Origin of the sequence: Streptomyces sp. NPDC088812 (genome assembly GCF_044750285.1) — a bacterium.
GTDB lineage: Bacteria > Actinomycetota > Actinomycetes > Streptomycetales > Streptomycetaceae > Streptomyces.
Genome location: NZ_JBIVJP010000006.1, coordinates 279,168 through 304,609, shown reverse-complemented (window position 1 = coordinate 304,609; position 25,442 = coordinate 279,168). Strand labels below are relative to the sequence as shown.

Annotated in this window: 36 protein-coding genes; 3 read left to right on the top strand and 33 right to left on the bottom strand. The window is 68.7% G+C overall.

Annotated features, from left to right (window positions below):
* Window positions 1-21: 21 nt before the first annotated feature.
* A complete protein-coding gene (locus ACIP67_RS13665; protein ID WP_401691447.1) occupies window positions 22-393 on the bottom strand; it encodes a holo-ACP synthase in 372 nt (123 codons plus the stop codon).
* Between the two features lie 312 nt (window positions 394-705).
* Window positions 706-2,553, bottom strand: a complete 1,848-nt coding sequence (gene glmS, locus ACIP67_RS13660; RefSeq protein ID WP_401691445.1) for a glutamine--fructose-6-phosphate transaminase (isomerizing) — start codon at window positions 2,551-2,553, stop codon at window positions 706-708.
* 199 nt (window positions 2,554-2,752) lie between these two features.
* Between glmS and coaA the strand changes: the two genes are divergently transcribed.
* Together coaA and ACIP67_RS13650 are read left to right on the top strand one after the other, a co-directional pair.
* Window positions 2,753-3,721, top strand: a complete 969-nt coding sequence (gene coaA, locus ACIP67_RS13655; RefSeq protein WP_401691443.1) for a type I pantothenate kinase — start codon at window positions 2,753-2,755, stop codon at window positions 3,719-3,721.
* A 94-nt stretch (window positions 3,722-3,815) separates the two neighbouring features.
* Window positions 3,816-4,751 carry a DUF389 domain-containing protein gene (locus tag ACIP67_RS13650; protein WP_401691441.1) on the top strand — a complete coding sequence of 312 codons (936 nt, stop codon included), beginning with the start codon at window positions 3,816-3,818 and terminating at the stop codon, window positions 4,749-4,751.
* Between the two features lie 139 nt (window positions 4,752-4,890).
* Here the strand turns inward: ACIP67_RS13650 and glmM are convergent, their stop codons facing one another.
* The 4 genes from glmM to ACIP67_RS13630 form a co-directional block, all read right to left on the bottom strand.
* Window positions 4,891-6,249 carry a phosphoglucosamine mutase gene (gene glmM, locus ACIP67_RS13645; RefSeq protein ID WP_401691439.1) on the bottom strand — a complete coding sequence of 453 codons (1,359 nt, stop codon included), beginning with the start codon at window positions 6,247-6,249 and terminating at the stop codon, window positions 4,891-4,893.
* A gap of 250 nt (window positions 6,250-6,499) precedes the next feature.
* Entirely contained in the window at window positions 6,500-7,012 is a 513-nt protein-coding gene (gene rpsI / locus ACIP67_RS13640; protein WP_019754544.1) for a 30S ribosomal protein S9, read from the bottom strand.
* Between the two features lie 45 nt (window positions 7,013-7,057).
* Window positions 7,058-7,501, bottom strand: coding sequence for a 50S ribosomal protein L13 (rplM, locus tag ACIP67_RS13635; RefSeq protein ID WP_033308956.1), 444 nt, complete (start codon window positions 7,499-7,501; stop codon window positions 7,058-7,060).
* A gap of 202 nt (window positions 7,502-7,703) precedes the next feature.
* A complete protein-coding gene (locus ACIP67_RS13630) occupies window positions 7,704-8,912 on the bottom strand; it encodes a glycosyltransferase 87 family protein (RefSeq protein ID WP_401691436.1) in 1,209 nt (402 codons plus the stop codon).
* A gap of 74 nt (window positions 8,913-8,986) precedes the next feature.
* Between ACIP67_RS13630 and ACIP67_RS13625 the strand changes: the two genes are divergently transcribed.
* Complete coding sequence (locus ACIP67_RS13625; RefSeq protein ID WP_401691434.1) at window positions 8,987-9,862, top strand: hypothetical protein; 876 nt, start codon at window positions 8,987-8,989, stop codon at window positions 9,860-9,862.
* 25 nt (window positions 9,863-9,887) lie between these two features.
* Here the strand turns inward: ACIP67_RS13625 and truA are convergent, their stop codons facing one another.
* The 27 genes from truA to rplB all read right to left on the bottom strand — a co-directional run bounded on the left by truA (window position 9,888) and on the right by rplB (window position 25,431).
* Window positions 9,888-10,748: a tRNA pseudouridine(38-40) synthase TruA gene (gene truA / locus ACIP67_RS13620; protein ID WP_401691432.1), complete on the bottom strand. Its 861-nt coding sequence runs from the start codon at window positions 10,746-10,748 to the stop codon at window positions 9,888-9,890.
* A 77-nt stretch (window positions 10,749-10,825) separates the two neighbouring features.
* Entirely contained in the window at window positions 10,826-11,341 is a 516-nt protein-coding gene (gene rplQ, locus ACIP67_RS13615) for a 50S ribosomal protein L17 (RefSeq protein WP_401691430.1), read from the bottom strand.
* A 188-nt stretch (window positions 11,342-11,529) separates the two neighbouring features.
* Entirely contained in the window at window positions 11,530-12,552 is a 1,023-nt protein-coding gene (locus tag ACIP67_RS13610; RefSeq protein WP_003966937.1) for a DNA-directed RNA polymerase subunit alpha, read from the bottom strand.
* Window positions 12,553-12,799: 247 nt separating this feature from the next.
* Window positions 12,800-13,204 carry a 30S ribosomal protein S11 gene (rpsK, locus tag ACIP67_RS13605; RefSeq protein ID WP_010354218.1) on the bottom strand — a complete coding sequence of 135 codons (405 nt, stop codon included), beginning with the start codon at window positions 13,202-13,204 and terminating at the stop codon, window positions 12,800-12,802.
* Between the two features lie 66 nt (window positions 13,205-13,270).
* On the bottom strand, window positions 13,271-13,651 hold the full coding sequence (gene rpsM, locus ACIP67_RS13600) for a 30S ribosomal protein S13 (RefSeq protein WP_401691428.1): 381 nt from the start codon (window positions 13,649-13,651) through the stop codon (window positions 13,271-13,273).
* 198 nt (window positions 13,652-13,849) lie between these two features.
* Entirely contained in the window at window positions 13,850-13,963 is a 114-nt protein-coding gene (gene rpmJ / locus ACIP67_RS13595) for a 50S ribosomal protein L36 (RefSeq protein WP_003948619.1), read from the bottom strand.
* A 66-nt stretch (window positions 13,964-14,029) separates the two neighbouring features.
* A complete protein-coding gene (gene infA, locus ACIP67_RS13590; RefSeq protein WP_004927214.1) occupies window positions 14,030-14,251 on the bottom strand; it encodes a translation initiation factor IF-1 in 222 nt (73 codons plus the stop codon).
* Window positions 14,252-14,568: 317 nt separating this feature from the next.
* Entirely contained in the window at window positions 14,569-15,405 is an 837-nt protein-coding gene (gene map / locus ACIP67_RS13585; RefSeq protein ID WP_389513315.1) for a type I methionyl aminopeptidase, read from the bottom strand.
* 130 nt (window positions 15,406-15,535) lie between these two features.
* Window positions 15,536-16,198 carry an adenylate kinase gene (locus tag ACIP67_RS13580; RefSeq protein WP_401691425.1) on the bottom strand — a complete coding sequence of 221 codons (663 nt, stop codon included), beginning with the start codon at window positions 16,196-16,198 and terminating at the stop codon, window positions 15,536-15,538.
* Entirely contained in the window at window positions 16,198-17,511 is a 1,314-nt protein-coding gene (secY, locus tag ACIP67_RS13575) for a preprotein translocase subunit SecY (protein ID WP_401691423.1), read from the bottom strand. Before secY ends, ACIP67_RS13580 begins: the two co-directional genes overlap by 1 nt.
* A gap of 241 nt (window positions 17,512-17,752) precedes the next feature.
* Window positions 17,753-18,208 carry a 50S ribosomal protein L15 gene (gene rplO / locus ACIP67_RS13570; protein ID WP_003974249.1) on the bottom strand — a complete coding sequence of 152 codons (456 nt, stop codon included), beginning with the start codon at window positions 18,206-18,208 and terminating at the stop codon, window positions 17,753-17,755.
* Window positions 18,209-18,210: 2 nt separating this feature from the next.
* Window positions 18,211-18,393, bottom strand: a complete 183-nt coding sequence (gene rpmD / locus ACIP67_RS13565; protein ID WP_361381371.1) for a 50S ribosomal protein L30 — start codon at window positions 18,391-18,393, stop codon at window positions 18,211-18,213.
* A 2-nt stretch (window positions 18,394-18,395) separates the two neighbouring features.
* Window positions 18,396-19,001: a 30S ribosomal protein S5 gene (gene rpsE, locus ACIP67_RS13560; RefSeq protein WP_009190144.1), complete on the bottom strand. Its 606-nt coding sequence runs from the start codon at window positions 18,999-19,001 to the stop codon at window positions 18,396-18,398.
* A gap of 43 nt (window positions 19,002-19,044) precedes the next feature.
* Entirely contained in the window at window positions 19,045-19,428 is a 384-nt protein-coding gene (gene rplR / locus ACIP67_RS13555; protein ID WP_389513310.1) for a 50S ribosomal protein L18, read from the bottom strand.
* Between the two features lie 3 nt (window positions 19,429-19,431).
* A complete protein-coding gene (rplF, locus tag ACIP67_RS13550; protein ID WP_099969705.1) occupies window positions 19,432-19,971 on the bottom strand; it encodes a 50S ribosomal protein L6 in 540 nt (179 codons plus the stop codon).
* Window positions 19,972-19,995: 24 nt separating this feature from the next.
* The gene (rpsH, locus tag ACIP67_RS13545) at window positions 19,996-20,394 is read right to left on the bottom strand and encodes a 30S ribosomal protein S8 (protein WP_007384075.1); all 399 of its coding nucleotides are present in this window, start codon (window positions 20,392-20,394) and stop codon (window positions 19,996-19,998) included.
* Between the two features lie 209 nt (window positions 20,395-20,603).
* Window positions 20,604-20,789, bottom strand: coding sequence for a type Z 30S ribosomal protein S14 (locus ACIP67_RS13540; RefSeq protein ID WP_003948630.1), 186 nt, complete (start codon window positions 20,787-20,789; stop codon window positions 20,604-20,606).
* 5 nt (window positions 20,790-20,794) lie between these two features.
* On the bottom strand, window positions 20,795-21,352 hold the full coding sequence (gene rplE, locus ACIP67_RS13535; RefSeq protein ID WP_016434630.1) for a 50S ribosomal protein L5: 558 nt from the start codon (window positions 21,350-21,352) through the stop codon (window positions 20,795-20,797).
* On the bottom strand, window positions 21,352-21,675 hold the full coding sequence (gene rplX, locus ACIP67_RS13530) for a 50S ribosomal protein L24 (protein ID WP_030039760.1): 324 nt from the start codon (window positions 21,673-21,675) through the stop codon (window positions 21,352-21,354). Before rplX ends, rplE begins: the two co-directional genes overlap by 1 nt.
* Before the next feature lie 2 nt (window positions 21,676-21,677).
* Window positions 21,678-22,046, bottom strand: a complete 369-nt coding sequence (rplN, locus tag ACIP67_RS13525; RefSeq protein ID WP_003998823.1) for a 50S ribosomal protein L14 — start codon at window positions 22,044-22,046, stop codon at window positions 21,678-21,680.
* A gap of 104 nt (window positions 22,047-22,150) precedes the next feature.
* Complete coding sequence (gene rpsQ / locus ACIP67_RS13520; RefSeq protein WP_007384073.1) at window positions 22,151-22,438, bottom strand: 30S ribosomal protein S17; 288 nt, start codon at window positions 22,436-22,438, stop codon at window positions 22,151-22,153.
* Window positions 22,438-22,662, bottom strand: a complete 225-nt coding sequence (gene rpmC, locus ACIP67_RS13515; RefSeq protein ID WP_003998824.1) for a 50S ribosomal protein L29 — start codon at window positions 22,660-22,662, stop codon at window positions 22,438-22,440. The genes rpsQ and rpmC overlap by 1 nt, the downstream gene beginning before the upstream one ends.
* Window positions 22,662-23,081, bottom strand: a complete 420-nt coding sequence (gene rplP / locus ACIP67_RS13510; RefSeq protein ID WP_004927269.1) for a 50S ribosomal protein L16 — start codon at window positions 23,079-23,081, stop codon at window positions 22,662-22,664. Before rplP ends, rpmC begins: the two co-directional genes overlap by 1 nt.
* Window positions 23,082-23,086: 5 nt before the next feature.
* Entirely contained in the window at window positions 23,087-23,911 is an 825-nt protein-coding gene (rpsC, locus tag ACIP67_RS13505; protein WP_389513308.1) for a 30S ribosomal protein S3, read from the bottom strand.
* Window positions 23,911-24,258, bottom strand: a complete 348-nt coding sequence (gene rplV / locus ACIP67_RS13500) for a 50S ribosomal protein L22 (RefSeq protein ID WP_019329637.1) — start codon at window positions 24,256-24,258, stop codon at window positions 23,911-23,913. Before rplV ends, rpsC begins: the two co-directional genes overlap by 1 nt.
* A gap of 42 nt (window positions 24,259-24,300) precedes the next feature.
* Window positions 24,301-24,582: a 30S ribosomal protein S19 gene (rpsS, locus tag ACIP67_RS13495; protein ID WP_384829932.1), complete on the bottom strand. Its 282-nt coding sequence runs from the start codon at window positions 24,580-24,582 to the stop codon at window positions 24,301-24,303.
* 12 nt (window positions 24,583-24,594) lie between these two features.
* Window positions 24,595-25,431 (bottom strand): 50S ribosomal protein L2, encoded by an 837-nt coding sequence (rplB, locus tag ACIP67_RS13490; RefSeq protein WP_030788280.1) that lies wholly within the window; start codon window positions 25,429-25,431, stop codon window positions 24,595-24,597.
* Window positions 25,432-25,442 lie beyond the last annotated feature (11 nt).

Below are 25,442 nucleotides of genomic sequence, written 5' to 3'. Positions count from 1 at the left end.
CACTTGCCACGCCGCACACCCCTACCCCTCCGCCACCACCACCGCCGAGGCGATCCCCGCGTCATGGCTGAGCGACACGTGCCAGGACCGTACGCCCAGTTCCGCGGCGCGCGCCGCGACGCTCCCCCGCACCCGCAGCCGCGGCTGCCCGCTGTCCTCCACGTACACCTCCGCGTCGGTCCACAGCAGTCCCGCCGGTGCCCCCAGCGCCTTGGCCACCGCCTCCTTCGCCGCGAACCGCGCCGCCAGCGAGGCGACTCCCCTGCGCTCCCCGCTCGGCAGCAGCAACTCGCTGTCGATGAACAGTCGTTGCGCCAGCGCGGGCGTCCGCTCCAGGGACGCCGCGAACCGCTCGATCTCCGCCACGTCGATGCCGACCCCGATGATGCTCATGCCGAGCACCCTACGGCCGCCCCCACAACACCACCGCCCAGCACCACCCCGGCACCACCACAACCGCCCAGCACCGCCCCGGCAATGCCACAACCGACCAGCACCGCCCCGGGATCGCCGCAGGCGATCAGGGGCGCGGGGAACTGCGCGACCAGCCACACCCCACCCGCACCCGCCACACCGCCCGCGACCCCCACCATCAGCCCCCACCATCAGCCCCCGGCACCAGCACCAGCACCAGCACCAGCACCAGCACCAGCACCAGCACCAGGCCAGCACCAGGCCAGCACCAGCCCCGCTCCCAAGGCACCCCTACTCCACGGTGACCGACTTCGCCAGGTTCCGCGGCTGATCCACCTCGTTCCCCCGGGCCGTCGCCAGCTCGCACGCGAACACCTGCAACGGAACCGTCGCCACCAGCGGCTGCAACAGCGTCGGCGTCACCGGGACGCGTACGAGGTGGTCGGCGTAAGGGACGACCGCCTCGTCCCCCTCCTCCGCGATCACGATCGTGCGCGCGCCCCGGGCCCGGATCTCCTGGATGTTGGACACGATCTTGTCGTGCAGCACGGACCGCCCCCGCGGCGACGGCACGACCACGACGACCGGCAGGTCCTCCTCGATCAGCGCGATCGGCCCGTGCTTCAGCTCGCCCGCCGCGAAGCCCTCGGCGTGCATGTACGCCAGCTCCTTCAGCTTGAGCGCGCCCTCCAGCGCCACCGGATACCCCACGTGCCGTCCGAGGAAGAGCACGGTGTTCTTCGCGGCGAGCGACCGCGCCAGCTCCCGCACCGGCTCCATGGTCTCCAGCACCCGCTCGACGTCACCGGGGATCCGCGCGAGGTCGCGGACGACGGCCCGGATCTCGTCCGCCCACTGGGTGCCCCGCACCTGGCCCAGGTACAGCGCCACCAGGTAGCAGGCCACCAGCTGCGTCAGGAAGGCCTTCGTCGAGGCGACCGCCACCTCCGGACCGGCGTGCGTGTACAGCACCGCGTCCGACTCGCGCGGGATCGTCGACCCGTTGGAGTTGCAGATCGCCAGCACCTTGGAGCCCTGCTCGCGGGCGTGCCGCAGCGCCATCAGCGTGTCCATGGTCTCGCCGGACTGCGAGATGGCGACGACCAGCGACCGGGGGCCCAGGATGGGATCCCGGTAGCGGAACTCGCTGGCCAGCTCCACCTCGCACGGGATCCGCGTCCAGTGCTCGATGGCGTACTTGGCGATCATCCCCGCGTGGAAGGCCGTACCGCACGCGACGATGACGACCTTGTCCGTCTGGCGCAGCTCGGCCGCGGGGATGCGCAGCTCGTCGAGGGTCAGCGCGCCGGAGGCGTCGATGCGCCCCAGCAGCGTGTCGGCGACCGCCTTGGGCTGCTCGGCGATCTCCTTGAGCATGAAGTAGTCGTAGCCGCCCTTCTCCGCGGCCGACGCGTCCCAGTCGATGTGGTACGAGCGCACATCGGCCGGCCGGCCGTCGAAGCCGGTCACCGTCACCCCGTCCCGGCGCAGTTCCACCACCTGGTCCTGGCCCAGCTCGATCGCCGACCGGGTGTGGTCGATGAACGCGGCGACGTCCGAGGCGAGGAAGGCCTCGCCTTCGCCGACGCCCACCACGAGCGGCGAGTTCCGCCGCGCCCCCACGACCACGTCCGGCTCGTCGGCGTGCACCGCGACCAGCGTGAACGCCCCTTCGAGCCGCCGGCACACCAGCCGCATGGCCTCCGCGAGGTCGGCCGTGGCGGAGAACTCCTCGGCGAGCAGATGGGCCACGACCTCGGTGTCGGTCTCGGAGACCAGCTCGTGCCCGCGCTCGGCCAGTTCGGCCCGCAGCACCGCGAAGTTCTCGATGATCCCGTTGTGCACGACGGCGACGCGCCCGGCGTTGTCGAGATGGGGGTGGGCGTTGGCGTCGGTCGGCGCGCCGTGCGTCGCCCACCGGGTGTGCCCGATCCCCGTCGACCCGGCCGGCAGCGGCCGCTCCTTGAGCTCCTTCTCCAGGTTGACGAGCTTGCCCGCCCGCTTGGCGGCGGCGAGCCCCCCGTCGGCCGGCACGGCGACCCCCGCCGAGTCGTACCCCCGGTACTCCAGCCGTTTCAGTCCGGCGGTCACGACATCGAGCGCCGACTGCGACCCCACGTATCCCACGATTCCGCACATGCGCGGCAGCCTACGACCGATCCCCGCCCGGAAAAGCCCTTCGCGTGCCCGATTCCGGAAATTCCCGCGCCCGTACGACACCCCGAACCGCTGCGATCGGCCCTGAGCGCGCCGTGGCCGCCCGGCGGCGTGACGGACCCCACCCGCCATCCCGTTCAGACTCCGTTAACAATGGACTGTGATCTCTCCGGTCTCCCCGATGCCCCGGAGCGCCCACCGGCACAGGCCGGAGGCGACTCCCTACGTCGACCTCACCCGCTGCGAGTGGAGCGCGCTGCGCGACAAGACGCCGTTGCCGCTGACCGCCGACGAGGTCGAGCGACTGCGCGGCCTCGGCGACGTCATCGACCTGGAGGAGGTACGGGACATCTACCTCCCGCTGTCCCGTCTCCTCAACCTCTACGTCGGCGCCACCGACGGTCTGCGCGGCGCCCTCAACACCTTCCTGGGGGAACAGGGCTCCCAGGCGGGCACGCCGTTCGTCATAGGGGTCGCCGGCTCGGTCGCGGTGGGCAAGTCGACGGTCGCCCGCCTCCTCCAGGCCCTCCTCTCCCGCTGGCCGGAGCACCCCCGGGTGGAGCTGGTCACCACCGACGGCTTCCTGCTGCCCACCAAGGAGCTGGAGGCCCGCGGCCTGATGTCGAGGAAAGGTTTCCCCGAGTCCTACGACCGCCGCGCCCTGACCCGCTTCGTGGCCGACATCAAGGCCGGCAAGGACGAGGTCACGGCCCCCGTCTACTCCCACCTGATCTACGACATCGTCCCGGACCAGAAGCTCACCGTCCGCCGCCCGGACATCCTGATCGTGGAGGGCCTGAACGTCCTCCAGCCCGCCCTCCCGGGCCAGGACGGCCGCACCCGCGTCGGCCTCGCCGACTACTTCGACTTCAGCGTGTACGTCGACGCCCGCACCGAGGACATCGAGCGCTGGTACCTCAGCCGCTTCCGCAAGCTGCGCGAGACGGCCTTCCAGAACCCGTCCTCCTACTTCCGCAAGTACACCCAGGTCTCCGAGGAGGAGGCCCTCGACTACGCCCGCACGATGTGGCGCACCATCAACAAGCCCAACCTGGTGGAGAACATCGCCCCCACCCGCGGCCGCGCCACCCTCGTCGTCCGCAAGGGCCCGGACCACAAGGTGCAGCGGCTCGGTCTCCGCAAGCTGTAGAGGCCGTGGGACAGCACGCTGTAGGGGCTGTGGGCCAACAAGCTGCAGGGGCCGTGGGACAGCAAGCCGTAGGGGCTGTGGGATAAAGGGCGGCATGCTGCATCTGCGCCTGATCACACCGGCCGAACGGACCGAGGACGTGGTCCGCCTGGTCGAGAGCACGGTGGGCACCACCCATCTGGTGGTGCTGCCCGGTGCCGCCCGCACCCCGCCGGGCGACGTCGTCCTGTGCGACGTGGCGCGCGAGGCGGGCGACGAACTCCTCACAGGCCTGCAGGAGTTGGGCCTCGAGGGGAGCGGCTCGATCGCCGTGGAGAACATCGACCTGTCGCTGTCCCGGCGGGCCGACGAGGCCGAGGAGGAAGCTCCGGGCGAGGGCGCGGACGCGGTCCTGTGGGAGCACCTGAGCGACGCGACCCACGAGGAGTCGACGCTCTCCGTCACCTACCTCGCCTTCATCACGCTCGCCACGATGATCGCGGCCTGCGGTGTGGTGCTCGACAACGCGATCCTCATCGTGGGCGCGATGGCGGTGGGACCGGAGTTCGGCCCGCTGGCCGGCATCTGCACGGCGACGGTGCAGCGTGCCCCGCGCCTGGCACTGCGCTCACTGACCGCCCTGCTGGTGGGGTTCGCGGTGGCGATGGCGGTGACGGCGGGCTTCAGCCTGTTCATGGACGCCGTGGGCCTGTTCACCGAGGACCAGCTGGAGGCCGACCGTCCGAACACCGGCTTCATCTACGCCCCGGACTGGTTCTCCTTCGTCGTGGCGCTCCTGGCCGGCGCCGCCGGCACCCTCTCGCTCACGTCCGCGAAGTCCGGCGCCCTGGTGGGTGTCGCCATCTCGGTGACCACGGTCCCGGCCGCCGCGAACGCGGCCGTGGCCCTGGTCTACGGCGACACCACCCAGACCCTGCGCTCCTCGGAACAGCTCCTGCTGAATCTGCTGGGCATCATCCTGGCGGGCACCTTGACGTTGCTGGCCCAGAAGTGGTTCTGGTCACAACGCAGGTCACGACAGCCGACCTAGGGTCCGTCGGGGCGCGGGGAACTGCGCGACCGGCCACGACGCGCCCGCATCACACACACATCGCGCATCGCGCCCGCATCGCGCATCGCGCATGCATCGCGCCCGCATCGCGCATCGCGCAGATCCCCGCCCGTGCCGCTCAGCCCAGCGCCGACTTCACCGCGTCGGCCAGCCGCCCGGCCACGGACCGCGCCTGGTCGATGTCGGCCGCCTCGACCATCACCCGCACCAGCGGCTCGGTCCCGGACGGCCGGAGCAGCACCCGCCCGGTGGAGCCCAGCTCCCGCTCGGCCTCCCCGACGGCGGTGGCGAGCTCGGCGGAGGAGGACACCCGGGACTTGTCCACGTCGGGAACGTTGACCAGCACCTGCGGCAGCCGCTCCATCACGGACGCCAGGTCCCGCAGCGTTCTGCCGCTCTCGGCGACCCGCGCCGCGAGCATGAGCCCGGTCAGCGTGCCGTCGCCGGTCGTCGCGTGGTCGAGGATGATCACATGTCCGGACTGCTCGCCGCCGAGCGCGTACCCGTGCTGCTTCATCTCCTCCAGCACGTACCGGTCGCCGACGGCGGCCTGGACGAGCCGGATGCCCTCGCGCTCCATGGCCAGCTTGAAGCCGAGGTTGGACATCACTGTCGCGACGACGGTGTCCTCGCGCAGCGTCCCGTGCTCCCGCATGGCGAGCGCGAGCACGGAGAGGATCTGGTCCCCGTCCACCTCCTCGCCGGTGTGGTCCACGGCGAGGCACCGGTCGGCGTCCCCGTCGTGGGCGATGCCGAGGTGGGCCCCGTGTTCGACGACGGCGGCCTTGAGCTTGTCCAGGTGCGTGGAGCCGCACCCGTCGTTGATGTTGAGCCCGTCCGGCGACGCGCCGATGGTGACGATCTCCGCCCCGGCCCGGGTGAACGCCTCGGGCGAGACCCGGGCGGCGGCACCGTGCGCCTCGTCGAGGACGACCTTCAGCCCGTCGAGCCGGTGCGGCAGGACGGCGATGAGGTGGGCGACGTACCGGTCGAACCCTTCGTCGTAGTCCCGGACGCGGCCGACACCCGAGCCCGTCGGCCGCTCCCACGGCTCGCCGCGCCGGTGCTCCTCGTAGACGGACTCGATCCGGCCCTCGAGTTCGTCGGCGAGTTTGTGGCCACCGCGGGCGAAGAACTTGATGCCGTTGTCGGGCATGGCGTTGTGGCTCGCGGAGAGCATCACGCCGAGGTCGGCGCCGAGCACGCCCGTCAGGTAGGCGACGGCCGGGGTGGGCAGCACCCCGACCCGCAGCACGTCCACACCGGCACTGGCCAGGCCGGCCACCACGGCCGCCTCCAGGAACTCCCCGGACGCACGCGGGTCCCGTCCGACCACCGCTACCGGGCGGTGGCCCTCGAAGGAGCCCGCCTCGGCCAGCACGTGCGCCGCAGCGACGGACAGACCGAGCGCCATCTCGGCCGTGAGATCCGCGTTGGCCACACCGCGCACGCCGTCCGTGCCGAAGAGTCGTCCCACTTGTCCTCCTGAGGAAGCGTCATTTTCGGTAGCCGTGCGGGTGTCCGGCTGATCGGCGCGGCCCCCGCACCCAGGCATTGCATGCCCTGAACATCCGATCACACAAGCCTTTGAGCACCTTGTGCCGTTATACGCCCACAGCTGCGAGAAAACGAACGCCCCGACGGCACTGTGGCGTGCCGCCGGGGCGTTCGGGGTACGTAGGAGCGGGCCGAACCGGCCCGTGATACGTACGAGCAGGCAGCGAAGCTTAACGCTTGCTGTACTGCGGAGCCTTGCGGGCCTTCTTGAGACCGGCCTTCTTGCGCTCGACCGCACGGTCGTCGCGCTTGAGGAAGCCGGCCTTCTTCAGCGGGCCGCGGTTGTTGTCGACGTCCGCCTCGTTCAGCGCGCGGGCGACACCGAGACGGAGCGCACCGGCCTGACCGGAGACACCGCCACCGGCGATGCGGGCGACGACGTCGTAACGGCCCTCGAGCTCGAGGACCTTGAACGGCTCGTTGACTTCCTGCTGGTGCACCTTGTTCGGGAAGTAGTCCTCGAGGGTGCGGCCGTTGATCTTCCACTTGCCGGTGCCCGGGACGATCCGGACGCGGGCGATGGCGTTCTTGCGACGGCCCAGGCCGGCGGCCGGCTGCGGCTCGCCGAAGCGGGAGGCCAGGGACTCCGAGGTGTACTCGCCCTCGACGGGCACCTCGGACTCGGTGGTGTAGCTGTCGATGTCAAGCTCTTCGAGCGGCTGCTCGGCAGTGGTCTCAGCCACGGTGATACCTCAGATTCTCTTCAGCTTGGGGTGGTGTGGCCGGACTTACTGCGCGACCTGGGTGATCTCGAACGGCTGCGGCTGCTGCGCGCCGTGCGGGTGCTGGTCACCCTTGTAGACCTTCAGCTTCGAGAGCATCTGACGGCCCAGCGTGTTCTTCGGGAGCATGCCCTTGACGGCCTTCTCGATGGCCTTCTCCGGGTTCTTGTCCAGCAGCTCGTCGTAGCGGACGGAGCGCAGACCACCCGGGTAGCCGGAGTGGCGGTAGGCCATCTTCTGGGTCCGCTTGTTGCCGGACAGGTGCACCTTGTCGGCGTTGATGATGATGACGAAGTCACCAGCGTCGACGTGCGGCGCGTAGATCGGCTTGTGCTTGCCGCGCAGCAGGGTGGCGGCGGTGGTGGCGAGACGGCCCAGGACAACGTCCTGAGCGTCGATGACGTGCCACTGGCGCGTCACATCGCCGGGCTTGGGGCTGTACGTACGCACGGTTCGTAGCCTTCGCTTCGAGTGAGTGGTCCTGACAAGGTCACCGAAGCGATCACGACAGCCCTGACCACACTGCGGTGACGCATACCGCGTGCAGGTCGCTGGTCATCGGCCCGGTGGACCGGTGTAAGGGCCCGTCCCGTGAGAATGAGCAAGCCAATACACAACGAAGATGCAGGATACCTGCGGCGCGGTGGCCGGGTCAAAACGAGCTCGCCCGTCGCCGAGGTCCGCTGCCCTTCTCACCCAGTGTAGGTGTGACCGCCGCTGGGGACCGCCGCCCCCGGACAGGCTGACAACTCACGGCGAACACCAACGTGCACAACGTCACCGCGTCCTTGAACGCACGCCGCCGTACCGACTCCAGATACGGCCAGGTCAGGCCGGGGATCTGCGGGACCAGGGCCAGCCAGAACCACGGGCCCCGGGCCACCGAGCCCGGATGGGGCAGCCCGGCCAGCAGCAGCGGCACCACGACCAGCAGGTAGTGGTCGTACGACGGCCGGGAGACCAGGAACGCCGACAGCATCAGCCCGGCGGCCGTCTCGGCGAGCCGCAGCGGGCCGGGGTCCGCGCGGCGCCAGCGCCGGTGGGCGCAGGCCACTCCGGCGGCGCAGGCCGCCAGCGCCAGCGTCCGGGCCACGGGCTGCGGCACGCCCAGCCGGGGCAGCACCGCGGCCGGGGAGGCCTCGTAGAGCCGTACGAAGGCGTCCTGGCCGTGCAGCAGGAAGGGCAGGGTGCGGGTGAGGAAGCCCGCCGGGTCGGGCAGGAACAGGGCGGACGCGGCGGACACCAGCGCCGGCACCCCGGCCAGGAGGGCCAGGGCCCGCCAGCGGCGGGCGAAGACGAACAGCAGCGCCAGCGGGGCCAGCAGCGGCTTCAGCGCGAGGGCCGCGCCGAGCACCGCGCCCGCCGCCACCCACCTCCCCCGGCTCACCAGCAGCAACGCCACCGGCAGCGCCAGGACCGCGGTGACCGTCCAGTTGCCCAGCCGGACCAGGTGCCCGAACGGCGCGAACCCGGCCGACAGCCCGGTCAGGCCCAGGACCGCGAGCCGGCTGTCCCACGGCACCCGGTGCAGCCGCAGCGCACACGCCCAGCCGGCCGTCAGACACACGGCCACCGCCAGCGGCACCAGCACCCGCAGCACGGCCTGCGGCAGCAGCGCCTGCGGGACGGCGGCGAGCACCGCGCCCGGCAGATAGAGGAAGTGCGGGTCGTCGTACGGGGACCGGCCCGCCAGCCAGGCCCGTGCCGCCCGGACGACGATCGCGTTGTCCATGCCGCCGTCGAGGGTGGTCCGCGCCACATGTGCCACCGTCGCGCCCAGGACCGTCGCGAGCCCCCACCACAGCGGCCAGGGAGAACGCCGCACCAACCACCCGGAGATGTCGTGTTTGCCCGTACTCATTCCCGGAACGCTAGGCGCTCCGGCCTCCGTTGGGGCGGAACAGCACCCCTCCGGCCGCGTCTAAGATGCGGCGCATGAGCTATGGGCAGGGGGGACCTCAGTCCCAGTGGGATCCGTGGAAACCGAACTCCCAGCAGCCGTGGAGCAGCGGCGCCGCCGACGCGAGCCCTGACTGGGCCGCGCTCGCCGAGGCGTCCGAGTCCCGCAACAAGCGCCGCCGGCTGCTCTTCATAGGCGGGGGCGCGCTCGCGACGCTCGCGATCGGCACCGCCGTGGCCATGGCCGTGGTGTCGGCCAACGGGGAGGACGAGGCGAACCGGCCCACTTCCTCCCTGCCCGCGACCGCCGATCTGCCGAGCGCGTCCTCCACCGTGTCCTTCGCCCCGACCAGCGCGCCCCCACCGCTGGACCCGAAGGACTTCATCTCCAGCAAGGCCAAGGACACCGCGCCCCTCGGCCCCGACCTGCTCTTCCCGGGCAGGCAGCTGACGATGGGCTCGAACGTCTACCAGAAGGCGACCAAGGCGGACACCACGGACTGCGCCACCGGTGTCCAGGGCACCCTGCCCAAGGTCCTGACCGCCAACGACTGCACCCGCCTGCTGCGCGTCACCTACGTCAAGGACGGCGTCGCGGTGACGGTCGGCGTGGCCGTCTTCGACACCGAGGCCCAGGCCCTCGCGGCCAAGGAGCAGGCCGACAACAAGAGCTTCGTCAAGGCCCTCACCGGCGGCGACGTGAAGTCGTTCTGCAACGGCGCCGTCTGCCGCTCGACGACCAACTCCTACGGCCGCTACGCCTACTTCACCATCGCCGGCTTCACCGACGGCGAGGACGTGACGACGAAGGACACACAGGTCTTCACCACCGGTGACGACCTCGCCGAGTTCACGTTCCAGCAGATCCACCGCCGCGGCGAGACCCAGGCCACGGCCGCGGCGAACGAGTGACCCCCGGGCCGGCCAGGTCCTGCCGTCAGCAGCAGCCGGCGGCCGGACCGGGCAGCGTCCGCCGGTTCCGCGCCTCCCTGGTGCGGGCGGCGAGCAGCTCGTCGGCCGGGTAGCCGACCTCCTCCAGCGTCAGCCCGTGCGGCCGTACGACGTGCACCGCGGAGTCCCGGACGCCGGCGGCGAGGACCTTGCCCGGCCACTCCGCTCCCCGGTGCCCGTCCCCCACGAACAGCAGCGCCCCGATGAGCGAGCGCACCATGTTGTGGCAGAAGGCGTCGGCCCGGACGGTGGCCGTGATGATCCCGTCGGCGCCCTTCTCCAGGCTCAGCTCCTGGAGGGTGCGGATCGTGGTCGCCCCCTCCCGCTTCTTGCAGTAGGCGGCGAAGTCGTGCTCGCCGAGCAGCCGCCGCGCGGCCTCGTTCATGGCGTCGACGTCCAGCGGCCAGTCGTGCCACAGGACGTGGCCCCGCAGCAGCGGGTCCACTCCCCCGGGGTTGTCGGTGACCCGGTAGGCGTAGCGCCGCCAGACCGCCGAGAAGCGGGCGTTGAAGCCACTGGGCGCCTCGCGCAGCGCCCACACCCGCACGTCCTTCGGCAGCCGCCCGGCGAGCCGCTTCAGCAGCTTCTCGTGGTGCTCCCCCCACACCTCGCGGGGCAGATCCACGTGGGCGACCTGCCCACGGGCGTGCACCCCGGCGTCGGTCCGCCCGGCCACGGTCAGCTCGTACGTCTCCCGGGACCGGGTGACGGTCCGCAGGGCGTCCTCGATCTCCCCCTGCACGGTCCGCCGTCCTCCGGCCTGCTTGGCCCACCCGGAGAACTCGGTGCCGTCGTAGGAAAGGTCCAGCCGCACCCGTACGCACCCGGGCTGTACTTCGTCACTCACCCCTAGATCCTCTCAGCAACGCGAGAGCGGGCCCGCCCCGGAAAGGGCGGACCCGCTCAGACACCGGGCGCGAAGCCTCAGGCGTCCTTCGACTCCTCGGCGGGAGCCTCGTCGGCCTTGGCGTCCTCGGCCGGGGTCTCCTCGGCCTTGGTCTCCTCGACCTTGGCCTCGTCGGCCTCCTTGACGGCGCGCTTGGTGGCGGCCTCGGCCTCACCGGTCGCCTGCTGCGCCACCGTCAGCGCCTCGACCAGCTCGATGACGGCCATGGGCGCGTTGTCGCCACGGCGGTTACCGATCTTGGTGATGCGGGTGTAGCCACCCGGACGGTTCTCGTAGCGCGGGCCGATCTCGGTGAAGAGCGTGTGCACGATGCTCTTGTCCGTGATGACCTGGAGCACCTGACGGCGGTTGTGAAGGTCGCCCTTCTTCGCCTTGGTGACCAGACGCTCGGCGTAGGGGCGCAGCTTGCGCGCCTTCGCCTCGGTGGTGGTGATGCGGCCGTGCTCGAACAGCGCCTTCGCGAGGTTCGCGAGGAGCAGCTTCTCGTGCGCGGCGCTGCCGCCCAGACGGGCACCCTTGGTGGGCTTCGGCATGGTTCTTCTCCTGTGTGTCTGCCCCGGCCGTATCAGGTACCGGGGTCAGTATCCGAGCAGGCGGTCGCCTGTCGGAGATCCGGCCGCCTTTCCAGGCGCCCGGAAACCCCGCGCCCCAAGGGGCGCGGGGAACTGCGCGACCAGCCACAACCGGCCCGCAGACGCAGTACAGCCTCCCCGCGGAGCGCTCAGTACTGCTCGGTCTCCACGAAGCCCGCGTCCGCGTCGTCGTCCGCGCCGAAGGCGTCGGCCGCGGCGGTCGGGTCGAATCCGGGCGGGCTGTCCTTCAGGGCCAGGCCCATGCCGGCCAGCTTCGCCTTGACCTCGTCGATCGACTTCGCACCGAAGTTGCGGATGTCGAGCAGGTCGGCCTCGGAGCGGGCCACGAGCTCACCCACGGAGTGGATGCCCTCGCGCTTGAGGCAGTTGTACGACCGAACGGTGAGCTCCAGCTCCTCGATCGGCAGCGCCAGGTCGGCGGCAAGGGCGGCGTCCGTGGGGGACGGGCCCATGTCGATGCCCTCGGCGTCGATGTTGAGCTCACGGGCGAGACCGAACAGCTCGACCAGCGTCTTGCCGGCCGACGCCATGGCGTCACGCGGACGCATCGCCTGCTTGGTCTCGACGTCGACGATCAGCTTGTCGAAGTCGGTGCGCTGCTCGACACGGGTGGCCTCGACCTTGTACGTGACCTTGAGAACCGGCGAGTAGATCGAGTCGACCGGGATGCGCCCGATCTCCTGACCGACCTGCTTGTTCTGCACGGCGGAGACGTAGCCGCGACCGCGCTCGACGGTCAGCTCCATCTCCAGCTTGCCCTTGCCGTTGAGCGTGGCGAGGACGAGGTCGGGGTTGTGGACCTCGACACCGGCCGGGGGCGCGATGTCGGCGGCGGTGACCAGACCCGGGCCCTGCTTGCGCAGGTACATCACGACCGGCTCGTCGTGCTCCGAGGAGACGACCAGCTGCTTGATGTTGAGGATCAGGTCGGTGACGTCCTCCTTGACGCCCGGCACGGTGGTGAACTCGTGCAGCACGCCGTCGATGCGGATGGACGTGACCGCCGCACCCGGGATCGAGGAGAGGAGGGTCCGGCGCAGGGAGTTGCCGAGGGTGTAGCCGAAGCCCGGCTCCAGCGGCTCGATCACGAACCGGGAGCGGAATTCGTCGACGACCTCTTCGGTCAACGAGGGACGCTGAGCGATCAGCATGTGTGGATCAGATCCTTCATTCGTGGACGCCCGCTATTTGACGTCCGACGGAGACCGCACCCTGTGGGATGCGGGTACTGCAAGGGTACGGGCGGCACGGCCCTTTCAGGGTGCCGTACCGCCCGGATCCTCGAAGCGGGGGTGCCTCAGACGCGGCGGCGCTTCGGCGGACGGCAGCCGTACCGCGACATGTGGGGGACGACCCCCACACCCCCAGCCGGACACCGATCCGCCGCGAGCCCGTGCCTCAGACGCGGCGGCGCTTCGGCGGACGGCAGCCGTTGTGCGGGGTCGGGGTGACGTCCTGGATGGAGCCGACCTCGAGGCCCGTGGCCTGCAGGGAGCGGATGGCGGTCTCACGACCGGCGCCCGGGCCCTTGACGAACACGTCGACCTTGCGCATGCCGTGCTCCTGGGCGCGGCGGGCAGCCGACTCGGCGGCCATCTGCGCAGCGAACGGCGTGGACTTGCGGGAGCCCTTGAAGCCGACGTGGCCGGCGGAGGCCCAGGAGATCACGTTGCCGGCCGGGTCCGTGATGGACACGATCGTGTTGTTGAACGTGCTCTTGATGTGCGCCTGGCCGTGCGCGACGTTCTTCTTTTCCTTGCGGCGCACCTTCTTGGCAGCGCCCTGACGACCCTTGGGGGGCATCTATTACTCCTACGGGAGGTGGTCGGTCCTACAGCGAAGACCGCTGGACGGCGAGTCCGCTGCGGACTACTTCTTGCCCGGCTTCTTCTTGCCGGCGATGGCGCGACGCGGGCCCTTGCGGGTGCGGGCGTTGGTGCTGGTGCGCTGACCGCGGACGGGCAGACCGCGACGGTGACGCAGACCCTGGTAGCAGCCGATCTCGACCTTGCGGCGGATGTCGGCCTGGATCTCGCGACGGAGGTCACCCTCGGTCCGGATGTTGGCGTCCACGTACTCGCGGATCGCGACGAGCTGCTCCTCGGTGAGGTCGCGAACTCGGGTGTTCGGGTCGACGCCGGTCGCAGCCAGCGTCTCCTGCGAAAGGGTCCGGCCGATGCCGAACACGTAGGTGAGGGCGACCTCCACGCGCTTGTCGCGCGGGATGTCAACACCGGAAACGCGTGCCATTCAATGGCTCCTGGTGATTGTCGGAGGTCTTCCGCAGGACCGGCTCCCAGCCGCCGTACGAGGTACGAACTGGGTCCCCGGCCTCCGAGCCGGGGGTGTCAGGCAAGAGAAACCCCCGCCTGGGCCCTGCGTATGAACATATTCAGCTCGCGTCGCGCGAAGATTCTGCGTGATGCAGAGGGGTGAGATCGGTTGCGATCAGCCCTGGCGCTGCTTGTGGCGCGGGTTGTCGCAGATGATCATGACCCGGCCGTGACGGCGGATCACCCTGCACTTGTCGCAGATCTTCTTGACGCTCGGCTTGACCTTCATGGGATGTGAGGTTCTCCGGGTCAGTTGCCGGCCACCCCGCGCTCACGCACGAGGCATGGGCAAGATCTACTTGTACCGGTAGACGATCCGGCCACGGGTCAGGTCGTACGGAGACAGCTCCACCACGACCCGGTCGTCAGGGAGGATGCGGATGTAGTGCATACGCATCTTGCCGCTGATGTGTGCCAGGACCTGGTGGCCGTTCTGGAGCTCGACCCTGAACATGGCGTTCGGCAGAGACTCGACGACAGTGCCCTCGATCTCGATGGCACCTTGCTTCTTGGCCACGCTTCGCCCTTCGAATCGACTACCTTGATCGACTCTCGTGCTGTCCCTTGCGGGCGCATGCAGACATGCGGGTGCACTAGAGCCGACGAGTCAGTCTACGTCAGCGCACCCGGAAAGACGAATCGGGAAAGCCTGCCCCATGCGGGAGATCCTTATGCGGCGAATTCGGGGCGGCAGAAATAGCCCGTCCGGCGATGGAGGACGAGGCCCGTCCAGGGCCGGAGCGGGGGTCCGGGGGCGGCAGCCCCCGGGGACGGGACGGGAAGGGGCGGCGGGGGCGACACCGGCCGTGCTCGGCCCGCCCGCGCCGGGGAACGTCACGCCAACGGATCCGGCGCGGCCTCGACCCCGTGCTCCGCCAGCTTCGCCCGCCCCCCGTCGGGAGCCGTCAGCACCAGCGGACCCTCCTCCGTCAGTGCGACGGAGTGCTCCCAGTGCGACGACCAGGTGCCGTCCGTGCTGACGACCGTCCAGTCGTCGGAGAGCACCTGGGTCTTCGGGGTGCCGAGCGACACCATCGGCTCGATCGCGAGGCAGAACCCGGGAACGAGCTTCGGCCCCTTGCCCCTGCGGCGGTCGACGTAGTTCAGCAGGTGCGGGTCCATGTGCATCTCGGTGCCGATGCCGTGGCCGCCGTAGTCCTCGACGATGCCGTAGCGGCCGCCGCCGGGCTTCGGCTGGCGGCGGATGTACGTCTCGATGGCGCGGGAGACGTCGACGAGCCGGTTGCCCTGCTTCATCGCCGCGATGCCCGCCCACATGGACTCCTCGGTGACCCGGGAGAGCTCGATCAGCTCCGGGGAGTGACCGGAGCCCACGAAGGCCGTGTACGCGGCGTCGCCGTGCCAGCCGTCGACGATGGCGCCGCAGTCGATGGAGATGATGTCCCCGTCCTTGAGGACGACCTCGTCGGAGGGGATGCCGTGGACGACGACCTCGTTGACGGAGGTGCAGATCGTCGCGGGGAAACCGCCGTAGCCGAGGAAGTTCGACTTCGCCCCGTGCTCGGCGAGCACCTTGCGGGCGACCGCGTCCAGGTCCTTCGTCGTCGCCCCCGGCACGGCCGCCTCCCGGGTCGCGGCGTGAATGGCGGCGACGACCAGCCCCGCCGCACGCATCTTGGCGATCTGCTCGGGGCTCTTGATCTGCACCATGGGGACTACGGCCTTTCTTGGACCGGCGACACGACGGAAACGAACGCTTCAACGATACGGGGGAACGCACCACCCCCACACAGCAGCCGCGGCCCCCCGAAGGGAACCGCGGCTGCGCGGACGTGCACGACTACTGGTCGTCGCCCTCGCGCTTCAGCGCCGCCAGGGCGCGCTGCGTGACCTTGTCCACCGGGCCCATGGCCTCGATGGTCACCACCAGGCCCTGGGCCTTGTAGTAGTCGATGATCGGCTCGGTCTGCGTGTGGTAGACCTCCAGCCGCGTGCGGACCGTGTCCTCGGAGTCGTCGTCCCGCTGGTACAGCTCACCGCCGCAGACGTCACAGACGCCCTCCTGCTTCGGCTGGCTGTACGTCACGTGGAAGACGTGAGCGGAGTCGTTGCGGCAGATGCGCCGGCCGGCGATCCGCTTGACGACCTCCTCCTCGGGGGCCTCCAGGTCCAGTACCGCGTCCAGCTTGATGCCCTCGCCCTGGAGGAGCTCGTCCAGCGCCTCGGCCTGCGAGACGTTGCGGGGGAAGCCGTCCAGCAGGAAGCCGTTCACGGCGTCCTCCTGGTGCATGCGGTCCTTGGCCATGGCGATGGTGACCTCGTCAGGTACCAGTTCGCCCTTGTCCATGTAGGACTTCGCGAGTTTCCCGAGCTCCGTCTGCTGGCTGATGTTGGCGCGGAACAGGTCACCCGTGGAGATGTGCGGGACACGCAGCTTCTCGGCCAGGCGAGTGGCCTGCGTTCCCTTTCCGGCGCCCGGCGGCCCGACGAGGACGATTCGCATCAGCGGAGGAACCCTTCGTAATTGCGCTGCTGGAGCTGGCTCTCGATCTGCTTCACCGTCTCGAGGCCCACACCCACGATGATCAGGATGCTGGTGCCACCGAACGGGAAGTTCTGGCTTGCCCCGAAGCCAACCAACGCCATCGTCGGGACGAGAGCGATCAGACCCAAGTACAGCGAACCCGGCCAGGTGATCCGGTTGAGCACGTAGGACAGGTACTCAGCGGTCGGTCGGCCAGCCCGGATGCCCGGGATGAAGCCACCATACTTCTTCATGTTGTCGGCGACTTCCTCGGGGTTGAAGGAGATCGCCACGTAGAAGAACGCGAAGAAAACGATGAGCAAGAAGTACAAGCTGATGTAAATCGGGTGGTCGCCCCTGACCAGGTGCGCCTCGATCCACGTCTTCCACCCGGAGTCCCCGCTGGAGAACTGGGCGATCAGCGCCGGAATGTACAGCAGCGACGAGGCGAAGATGACCGGGATCACACCCGCCTGGTTCACCTTGAGAGGGATGTACGTCGAGGTGCCGCCGTAAGAGCGGCGGCCGATCATCCGCTTGGCGTACTGCACCGGGATGCGGCGCTGGGCCTGCTCGACGAAGACCACCAGGGCGACCATGACCAGGCCGACCAGGATGACCGTGCCGAACTCGATCCAGCCGTCCGCCAGCGTGCCCTGCTTCTTGATGGCCCACAGCGCGGAGGGGAAGGTGGCGGCGATCGAGATGAACATCAGGATCGACATGCCGTTGCCGATGCCGCGGTCGGTGATGAGCTCGCCGAGCCACATCACGACGGCCGTACCGGCGGTCATGCAGATGACCATGGTGATGGTGGTGAAGATCGCGCGGTCCGGGACGATGCTCGACGCGACGGTGCAGCCGGAGAAGAGCGCGCCGCTGCGGGCGGTGGCCACCAGGCCGGTGCCCTGGAGGATGGCGAGCGCCACCGTCAGGTAACGGGTGTACTGCGTGATCTTCGTCGTGCCGGCCTGGCCCTCCTTCTTCAGGGCCTCCAGGCGCGGGATGACCACGGTCAGCAGCTGAAGGATGATGCTCGCCGTGATGTACGGCATGATGCCCAGCGCGAAGACCGTGATCTGCAGCAGCGCGCCGCCGCTGAACATGTTGACCAGACCGAAGAGGCCCTGGTTGCCGGAGGCCTCGTCCACACAGGTCTGGACACTCTTGTAGTCGACACCCGGGATCGGGATGTGGGTGCCGACCCGGTAGACCACGATGATGCCGAGCGTGAAGAGCAGCTTCTTGCGCAGGTCGGGCGTCCTGAACGCCCGGGCGAACGCGGTGAGCACGGTGCCTCCTGCGACCCCCGCGCATCTGCGTCAAGGGTGACGGTCTTGAGGAATAAGAACAACGACATGTGTAACGGTCCACTGCCGCTCAAGGTGCCCCATGGGAAGCATCTTGTGAAAGTGGGCAGTGCAGGTCACCTTACCGGCGACACACCCGCCCTAGGAACGACCAACCGGGGATACCCCATATGTGGGGTATCCCCGGTCGGGATCGCTCAAGTCATCGAGACGCCTGATGCACTCAGACGAGCTCGGTGACGGTACCGCCGGCGGCGGTGATCTTCTCCTTGGCGGAGCCGGAGACGGCGTCGACCGTCACCTGCAGCGCCACGGAGATCTCGCCCTGGCCGAGAACCTTGACGAGGCTGTTCTTGCGAACGGCACCCTTGGCGACGAGCCCCTCGACGGTGACCTCGCCACCCTCCGGGTACAGCGCCGCCAGCTTGTCGAGGTTCACGACCTGGAACTCGGTCTTGAACGGGTTCTTGAAGCCCTTCAGCTTCGGGAGGCGCATGTGGAGGGGCATCTGCCCACCCTCGAAGCGCTCCGGAACCTGGTAGCGGGCCTTCGTGCCCTTGGTACCACGACCGGCCGTCTTACCCTTCGACGCCTCACCACGACCGACACGGGTCTTGGCGGTCTTGGCGCCCGGGGCGGGACGGAGGTTGTGGATCTTGAGCGGGTTGTTCTCCGCCATGATCAGTCGACCTCCTCGACCGTCACGAGGTGGCGGACGGTGTGCACCATGCCGCGGAACTCGGGGCGGTCCTCCTTGACGACCACGTCACCCAGGCGCTTGAGGCCCAGGGAACGCAGGGTGTCGCGGTGGTTCTGCTTGCTGCCGATGTAGGACTTCTTCTGCGTGATCTTGAGCTGCGCCATGATTACGCACCCGCCCCGGCACGCGCACGAAGCAGAGCCGCGGGGGCGACGTCCTCGAGCGGCAGACCACGGCGGGCCGCGATCTCCTCGGGACGCTGCAGACCCTTCAGGGCCTCCACGGTCGCGTGCACGATGTTGATCGCGTTGTCGGAGCCGAGCGACTTCGACAGCACGTCGTGGATACCGGCGCACTCGAGCACGGCACGCACCGGGCCACCGGCGATCACACCGGTACCGGGGGACGCGGGCTTGAGCAGCACGACGCCGGCAGCCTTCTCACCCTGGATGGGGTGCGGGATGGTGCCCTGGATACGGGGGACCTTGAAGAAGTGCTTCTTGGCCTCCTCAACGCCCTTGGCGATGGCGGCCGGCACCTCCTTGGCCTTGCCGTAACCGACACCCACGGTGCCGTCACCGTCGCCCACCACGACCAGCGCGGTGAAGCTGAAGCGACGACCACCCTTCACAACCTTGGCGACGCGGTTGATCGCGACGACGCGCTCAACGTACGCGGTCTTCTCGGCGGCAGCTGCGCCGCCGTCACGGCCCTTCCGGTCCCGCCGCTCGCCGCCACCGGCACCGCCACCGCGGCGCTGGGGTCCAGCCATTGGAATTACCTCTCTCTGTCTCCGCTAGCTACGGAACCAGGACTCAGAACTTGAGTCCGGCCTCGCGGGCGGCGTCCGCCAGGGCGGCGATGCGCCCGGCGTACTGGTTACCACCACGGTCGAACACGACGGCCTCGACACCGGCGGCCTTGGCACGCTCGGCGACCAGGGCGCCGACCTGCTTGGCCTGCGCGGACTTGTCGCCCTCGCCACCACGGATCGACACGTCCAGGGTGGACGCCGACGCCACGGTGTGGCCCTTCAGGTCGTCGATCACCTGCGCCACGATGTGGCGGTTCGAGCGGGTCACGACGAGACGGGGACGCTCCGCCGTACCGTTGATCCGCTTGCGGATCCGGATGTGACGGCGCTTGATCGCGGCGCGCTTGTAGGCGTCGCCCTTCAGGATCTTCTGCCCGTATGCCATGGCTTACTTACCCGCCTTTCCGACCTTGCGGCGGATGACTTCGCCCTCGTACTTGACGCCCTTGGCCTTGTACGGGTCGGGCTTGCGCAGCTTGCGGATGTTGGCCGCAACCTCGCCGACCTTCTGCTTGTCGATGCCCTCGACCTGGAAACGGGTCGGGGTCTCCACCTTGAAGGTGATGCCCTCGGGCGCTTCGACGGTGATCGGGTGGCTGTAGCCCAGAGCGAACTCCAGGTTCGAACCCTTGGCGGTCACGCGGTAACCGACACCACTGATCTCGAGCTTCTTCACGTAACCCTGGGTCACGCCGGTGATCATGTTCGCCACCAGCGTGCGGGACAGGCCGTGCAGGGCCTTGCTCTGACGCTCGTCGTTGGGGCGGGTGACGTTCAGAACGCCGTCCTCACCCTTGGCGATCTCGATCGGCGCAACGACGGTGTGGGTCAGCGAGCCCTTGGGGCCCTTGACCGAGACCGTCTGGCCGTCGATGGTGACGTCCACGCCGGCGGGAACCGTGATGGGGAGCTTGCCAATACGCGACATAGCTGTTTCCTCCGTTCCCTTCCGCTACCAGACGTAGGCGAGGACTTCCCCACCCACGCCCTTCTTGCCGGCCTGCTTGTCGGTGAGGAGCCCGTGCGACGTGGAGATGATCGCCACGCCCAGGCCGCCGAGCACCTTCGGCAGGTTGGTGGACTTCGCGTACACCCGGAGACCGGGCTTCGAAATCCGCTTGATGCCCGCGATGGAGCGCTCACGGTTCGGGCCGAACTTCAGCTCGAGGACGAGGTTCTTGCCGACCTCGGCGTCCTCGACCTTCCAGCCCGTGATGAAGCCCTCCTGCTGGAGGATCTCCGCGATGTGAGACTTGATCTTCGACGCCGGCATCGTCACGGAGTCGTGGTACGCCGAGTTCGCGTTCCGCAGACGCGTAAGCATGTCTGCGATCGGATCAGTCATGGTCATGAATTGGCCTGTGGCCTCTCTCGCCGGGGTTTCCTGGTGCGCCATCCCTCTCCCCGATCCGAGACGGGACGGGTGCGGCGCGGTGGACCTACGGCGTAGTAAGTCGTACGGGCGGCAGACGCCCAACCCCACAAGCCTAAGGCATGCGGAGGTGGGCCTCTGCCGACCCAGATGCTTACCGAGAGCCTGAGGAATCCCTAAAAGGGGGATTACCAGGAGCTCTTGGTCACGCCCGGCAGCTCGCCGCGGTGAGCCATCTCACGAAGGCACACACGGCAGAGGCCGAACTTGCGGTACACGGAGTGGGGACGGCCGCAGCGCTGGCAGCGCGTGTAGCCACGCACGCCGAACTTGGGCTTGCGAGCAGCCTTCGCGATCAGAGCCTTCTTCGCCATCTCGCTCACGCCTCCTTGAAGGGGAAGCCGAGGTGACGAAGGAGCGCGCGGCCCTCAGCGTCGTTGGTCGCCGTGGTGACCACGGTGATGTCCATACCCCGGACGCGGTCGATCTTGTCCTGGTCGATCTCGTGGAACATGACCTGCTCCGTGAGACCGAAGGTGTAGTTGCCACGGCCGTCGAACTGCTTGGGGGACAGACCGCGGAAGTCGCGGATGCGCGGCAGCGCGAGCGACAGGGTGCGGTCCAGGAACTCCCACATGCGGTCGCCACGGAGCGTGACGTGGGCACCGATCGGCTGACCCTCACGCAGCTTGAACTGCGCGATGGACTTGCGGGCCTTGGTGACGGCCGGCTTCTGACCGGTGATCGTGGTGAGGTCGCGGATGGCGCCCTCGATCAGCTTGGAGTCGCGGGCGGCGTCGCCCACACCCATGTTGACCACGATCTTGACGAGGCCGGGGATCTGCATGACGTTCTCGTACTTGAACTCGTCACGCAGCTTGCCCGCGATCTCCTCGCGGTACTTCTGCTTCAGACGCGGGGTCGTGGTGGTAGCCATCAGATGTCCTCACCCGTCCGCTTGGCAACGCGGATCTTGTTGCCTTCGTCGTCGAAGCGGTAACCGACACGCGTGACGACCTTGTTGCCGTCCTTCTCCACGACGAGCTGAACGTTGCTCACGTGAATCGGGGCTTCGGTCGTGACGATGCCGCCGGCCTGCGAACCCTTGGCGGTGGGGCCGGCCTTGGTGTGCTTCTTGACCCGGTTGACACCCTCGACCAGGACGCGGTCCTCGCGGGGGAAGGCCGCGATGACCTTGCCCTGCTTGCCCTTGTCCTTACCGGTGATGACCTGGACCAGGTCGCCCTTCTTGATCTTCATGCTTACAGCACCTCCGGCGCGAGCGAGATGATCTTCATGAACTTCTTCTCGCGCAGCTCACGGCCGACCGGGCCGAAGATGCGGGTGCCGCGAGGGTCGCCGTCGTTCTTCAGAATGACGGCGGCGTTCTCGTCGAAGCGGATGTACGAGCCGTCCGGACGGCGGCGCTCCTTGACGGTGCGAACGATGACCGCCTTGACGACGTCACCCTTCTTCACGTTGCCACCGGGGATCGCGTCCTTGACGGTGGCGACGATGACGTCACCGATGCCCGCGTAGCGGCGACCGGAGCCACCGAGCACACGGATGCAAAGGATCTCCTTCGCACCAGTGTTGTCGGCGACACGCAGTCGCGACTCCTGCTGGATCACGTCTATCTCCTGTTTGTCTGCCGGTTCCCCGGGAGCCGCTCAGCGGAGCGGCTCCCGGAGCCTGGCGGAACTGTCCTGCGAGGAATGCCCCGCAGGAGAATTGCTTACTTGGCCTTCTCGAGGATCTCGACGACGCGCCAGCGCTTCGTCGCGGACAGCGGCCGGGTCTCCGCGAGGAGGACACGGTCGCCGACACCCGCGGCGTTCTGCTCGTCGTGCGCCTTGAGCTTGTTCGTACGGCGGATGACCTTGCCGTACAGCGCGTGCTTGACACGGTCCTCGACGGCGACGACGACGGTCTTGTCCATCTTGTCGCTGACGACGAGACCCTCGCGGGTCTTGCGGAAGCCGCGGGCCTCTGCAGTCTGCTCAGTCACGTTGCTCTCACTCATCAGGCGCTCTCCACCGTCTCGATGCCCAGCTCGCGCTCACGCATCAGGGTGTAGATCCGCGCGATGTCCTTACGGACGGCCTTCAGCCGACCGTGGTTCTCGAGCTGACCCGTCGCCGCCTGGAAGCGGAGGTTGAACAGCTCTTCCTTGGCTTCGCGGAGCTTCGCCAGAAGCTCCTCGTCACCCAGTTCGCGCAGCTCGGACGCCTTGGTACCGGCCGACATCACGCTTCACCTGCCTCGCGCTTGACGATCCGGCACTTCATCGGCAGCTTGTGGGCGGCGCGAGTCAGGGCCTCACGGGCGATCTTCTCGTTGGGGTAGGACAGCTCGAACATGACCCGGCCCGGGTGCACGTTCGCGATCCACCACTCCGGAGAACCCTTACCGGAACCCATGCGGGTCTCGGCAGGCTTCTTCGTCAGCGGGCGGTCCGGGTAGATGTTGATCCAGACCTTGCCACCACGCTTGATGTGGCGGGTCATCGCGATACGGGCCGCCTCGATCTGGCGGTTGGTCACGTACGCCGGCGTGAGGGCCTGAATGCCGTACTCGCCGAACGCGACCGTCGTACCGCCCTTGGCCTGACCACGGCGCTTCGGGTGGTGCTGCTTGCGGTGCTTGACCCTACGGGGGATCAGCATGTCGGTCAGGCCTCCGTTCCGGTGCTCTCAGCCGGAGCGGCGGCGGCAGCCTCGGCCTGGGGGGCCTCGGCGGCGGGAGCCTGCTGCTGCGGCTTACGACCGCGCCGCTCGCCACCACGGCCACCACGGGCCGGGCGGTCGGCGCCACCGCGGGCCGGGCGGTTACCCGCACGGGCGGCAGCGTTCTCGGCGCGGACCTCGGCGATGTTCTTGACGTCGCCCTTGTAGATCCAGACCTTCACACCGATGCGGCCGAAGGTCGTCTTGGCCTCGAAGAAGCCGTAGTCCACGTTCGCGCGGAGCGTGTGCAGGGGCACGCGGCCCTCGCGGTAGAACTCCGAGCGGGACATCTCGGCGCCGCCGAGGCGGCCACCGCACTGGATCTTGATGCCCTTGGCGCCGGCCTTCATGGCCGACTGCATGCTCTTCCGCATGGCGCGGCGGAAGGACACGCGGGAGGAGAGCTGCTCGGCGACGGCCTGGGCCACCAGCTGGGCGTCGACCTCGGGGTTCTTGACCTCGAGGATGTTCAGCTGGACCTGCTTGCCCGTGAGCTTCTCGAGGTCGCCGCGGATGCGGTCGGCCTCGGCGCCGCGGCGGCCGATGACGATGCCCGGACGGGCGGTGTGGATGTCCACCCGCACGCGGTCACGGGTGCGCTCGATCTCCACCTTCGAGATGCCGGCGCGCTCCATGCCGGACGTCATCATCCGACGGATGGCGACGTCTTCCTTGACGTAGTCCTTGTACAGCTTGTCGGCGTACCAACGCGACTTGAAGTCGGTCGTGACACCGAGCCGGAACCCATGCGGGTTAACCTTCTGGCCCATTACCGGGTTCCTTCCTTGCTGCTGACGACCACGGTGATGTGGCTGGTCCGCTTGCGGATCCGGTAGGCACGGCCCTGGGCGCGCGGCCGGAACCGCTTCAGGGTCGGACCCTCGTCGACGTACGCCTCGGAGATGTAGAGGCTGTCGGCGTCAGTGTGGTCGTAGTTGTGCGCGGCGTTGGCGATGGCGCTGTCCAGCACCTTGCCGACCGGCACGCTCGCGGCCTGCGGGGCGAAACGCAGGACCGCCTGAGCCTCCGTGGCGTCCATGCCACGGATAAGGTCCACCACGCGGCGGGCCTTCATGGGCGTGACGCGGATGTACCGCGCCTGGGCCCTGGCTTCCATGGTTGTCCTTCCAGTGTCTGTCATGGTCATTCCACCCCGCTGTTAGCGGCGCTTCGACTTCCGGTCGTCCTTGACGTGACCCCGGAAGGTGCGCGTCGGCGAGAACTCGCCGAGCTTGTGGCCGACCATCGACTCGGTGACAAACACCGGGATGTGGGTCTTGCCGTTGTGCACCGCGATCGTGTGGCCCAGCATGCTGGGGATGATCATCGAGCGACGGGACCAGGTCTTGATGACGTTCTTGGAACCGGCTTCGTTCTGTGCGTCCACCTTCTTGATCAGGTGGTCGTCGACGAAGGGCCCCTTCTTGAGACTGCGCGGCATCTAAACCCGCTCCTAGCGCTTCTTGTTCGTCTTGCGGCGGCGGACGATGTACTTGTTCGAAGCCTTCTTCGGCGAACGAGTACGACCCTCCTTCTGACCCCACGGGGAGACCGGGTGGCGACCACCGGAGGTCTTGCCCTCACCACCACCGTGCGGGTGGTCGACCGGGTTCATCGCCACACCGCGAACGGTCGGGCGGACGCCCAGCCAGCGCTTGCGGCCGGCCTTGCCCCAGTTGATGTTGCTCTGCTCGGCGTTGCCGACCTCGCCGACCGTGGCGCGGCAGCGCTGGTCGACCAGGCGGATCTCACCGGACGGCATGCGGAGGTGGGCCATCGAGCCCTCCTTCGCGAGCAGCTGCACGGAGGCACCGGCGGAGCGGGCGAACTTGGCACCGCCACCGGGACGGAGCTCGATCGCGTGGATCGTGGTACCGACCGGGATGTTACGGAGGGCCAGGTTGTTGCCCGGCTTGATGTCGGCCCCGGGACCGTTCTCGACGCGGTCACCCTGCTGCAGGTTGCGCGGGGCGAGGATGTAGCGCTTCTCGCCGTCGGCGTAGTGCAGCAGCGCGATGCGCGCGGTGCGGTTGGGGTCGTACTCGATGTGCGCGACCTTCGCCGGCACGCCGTCCTTGTCGTGACGACGGAAGTCGATCACGCGGTAGGCGCGCTTGTGTCCGCCACCCTGGTGGCGAACGGTCACACGACCGGAATTGTTACGGCCGCCCTTGCTGTGCAGGGGACGGACCAGCGACTTCTCCGGCGTGGACCGCGTGACCTCGACGAAGTCGGCGACGCTGGAGCCACGACGGCCCGGCGTAGTCGGCTTGTACTTGCGGATTCCCATTTCTCAGTCCT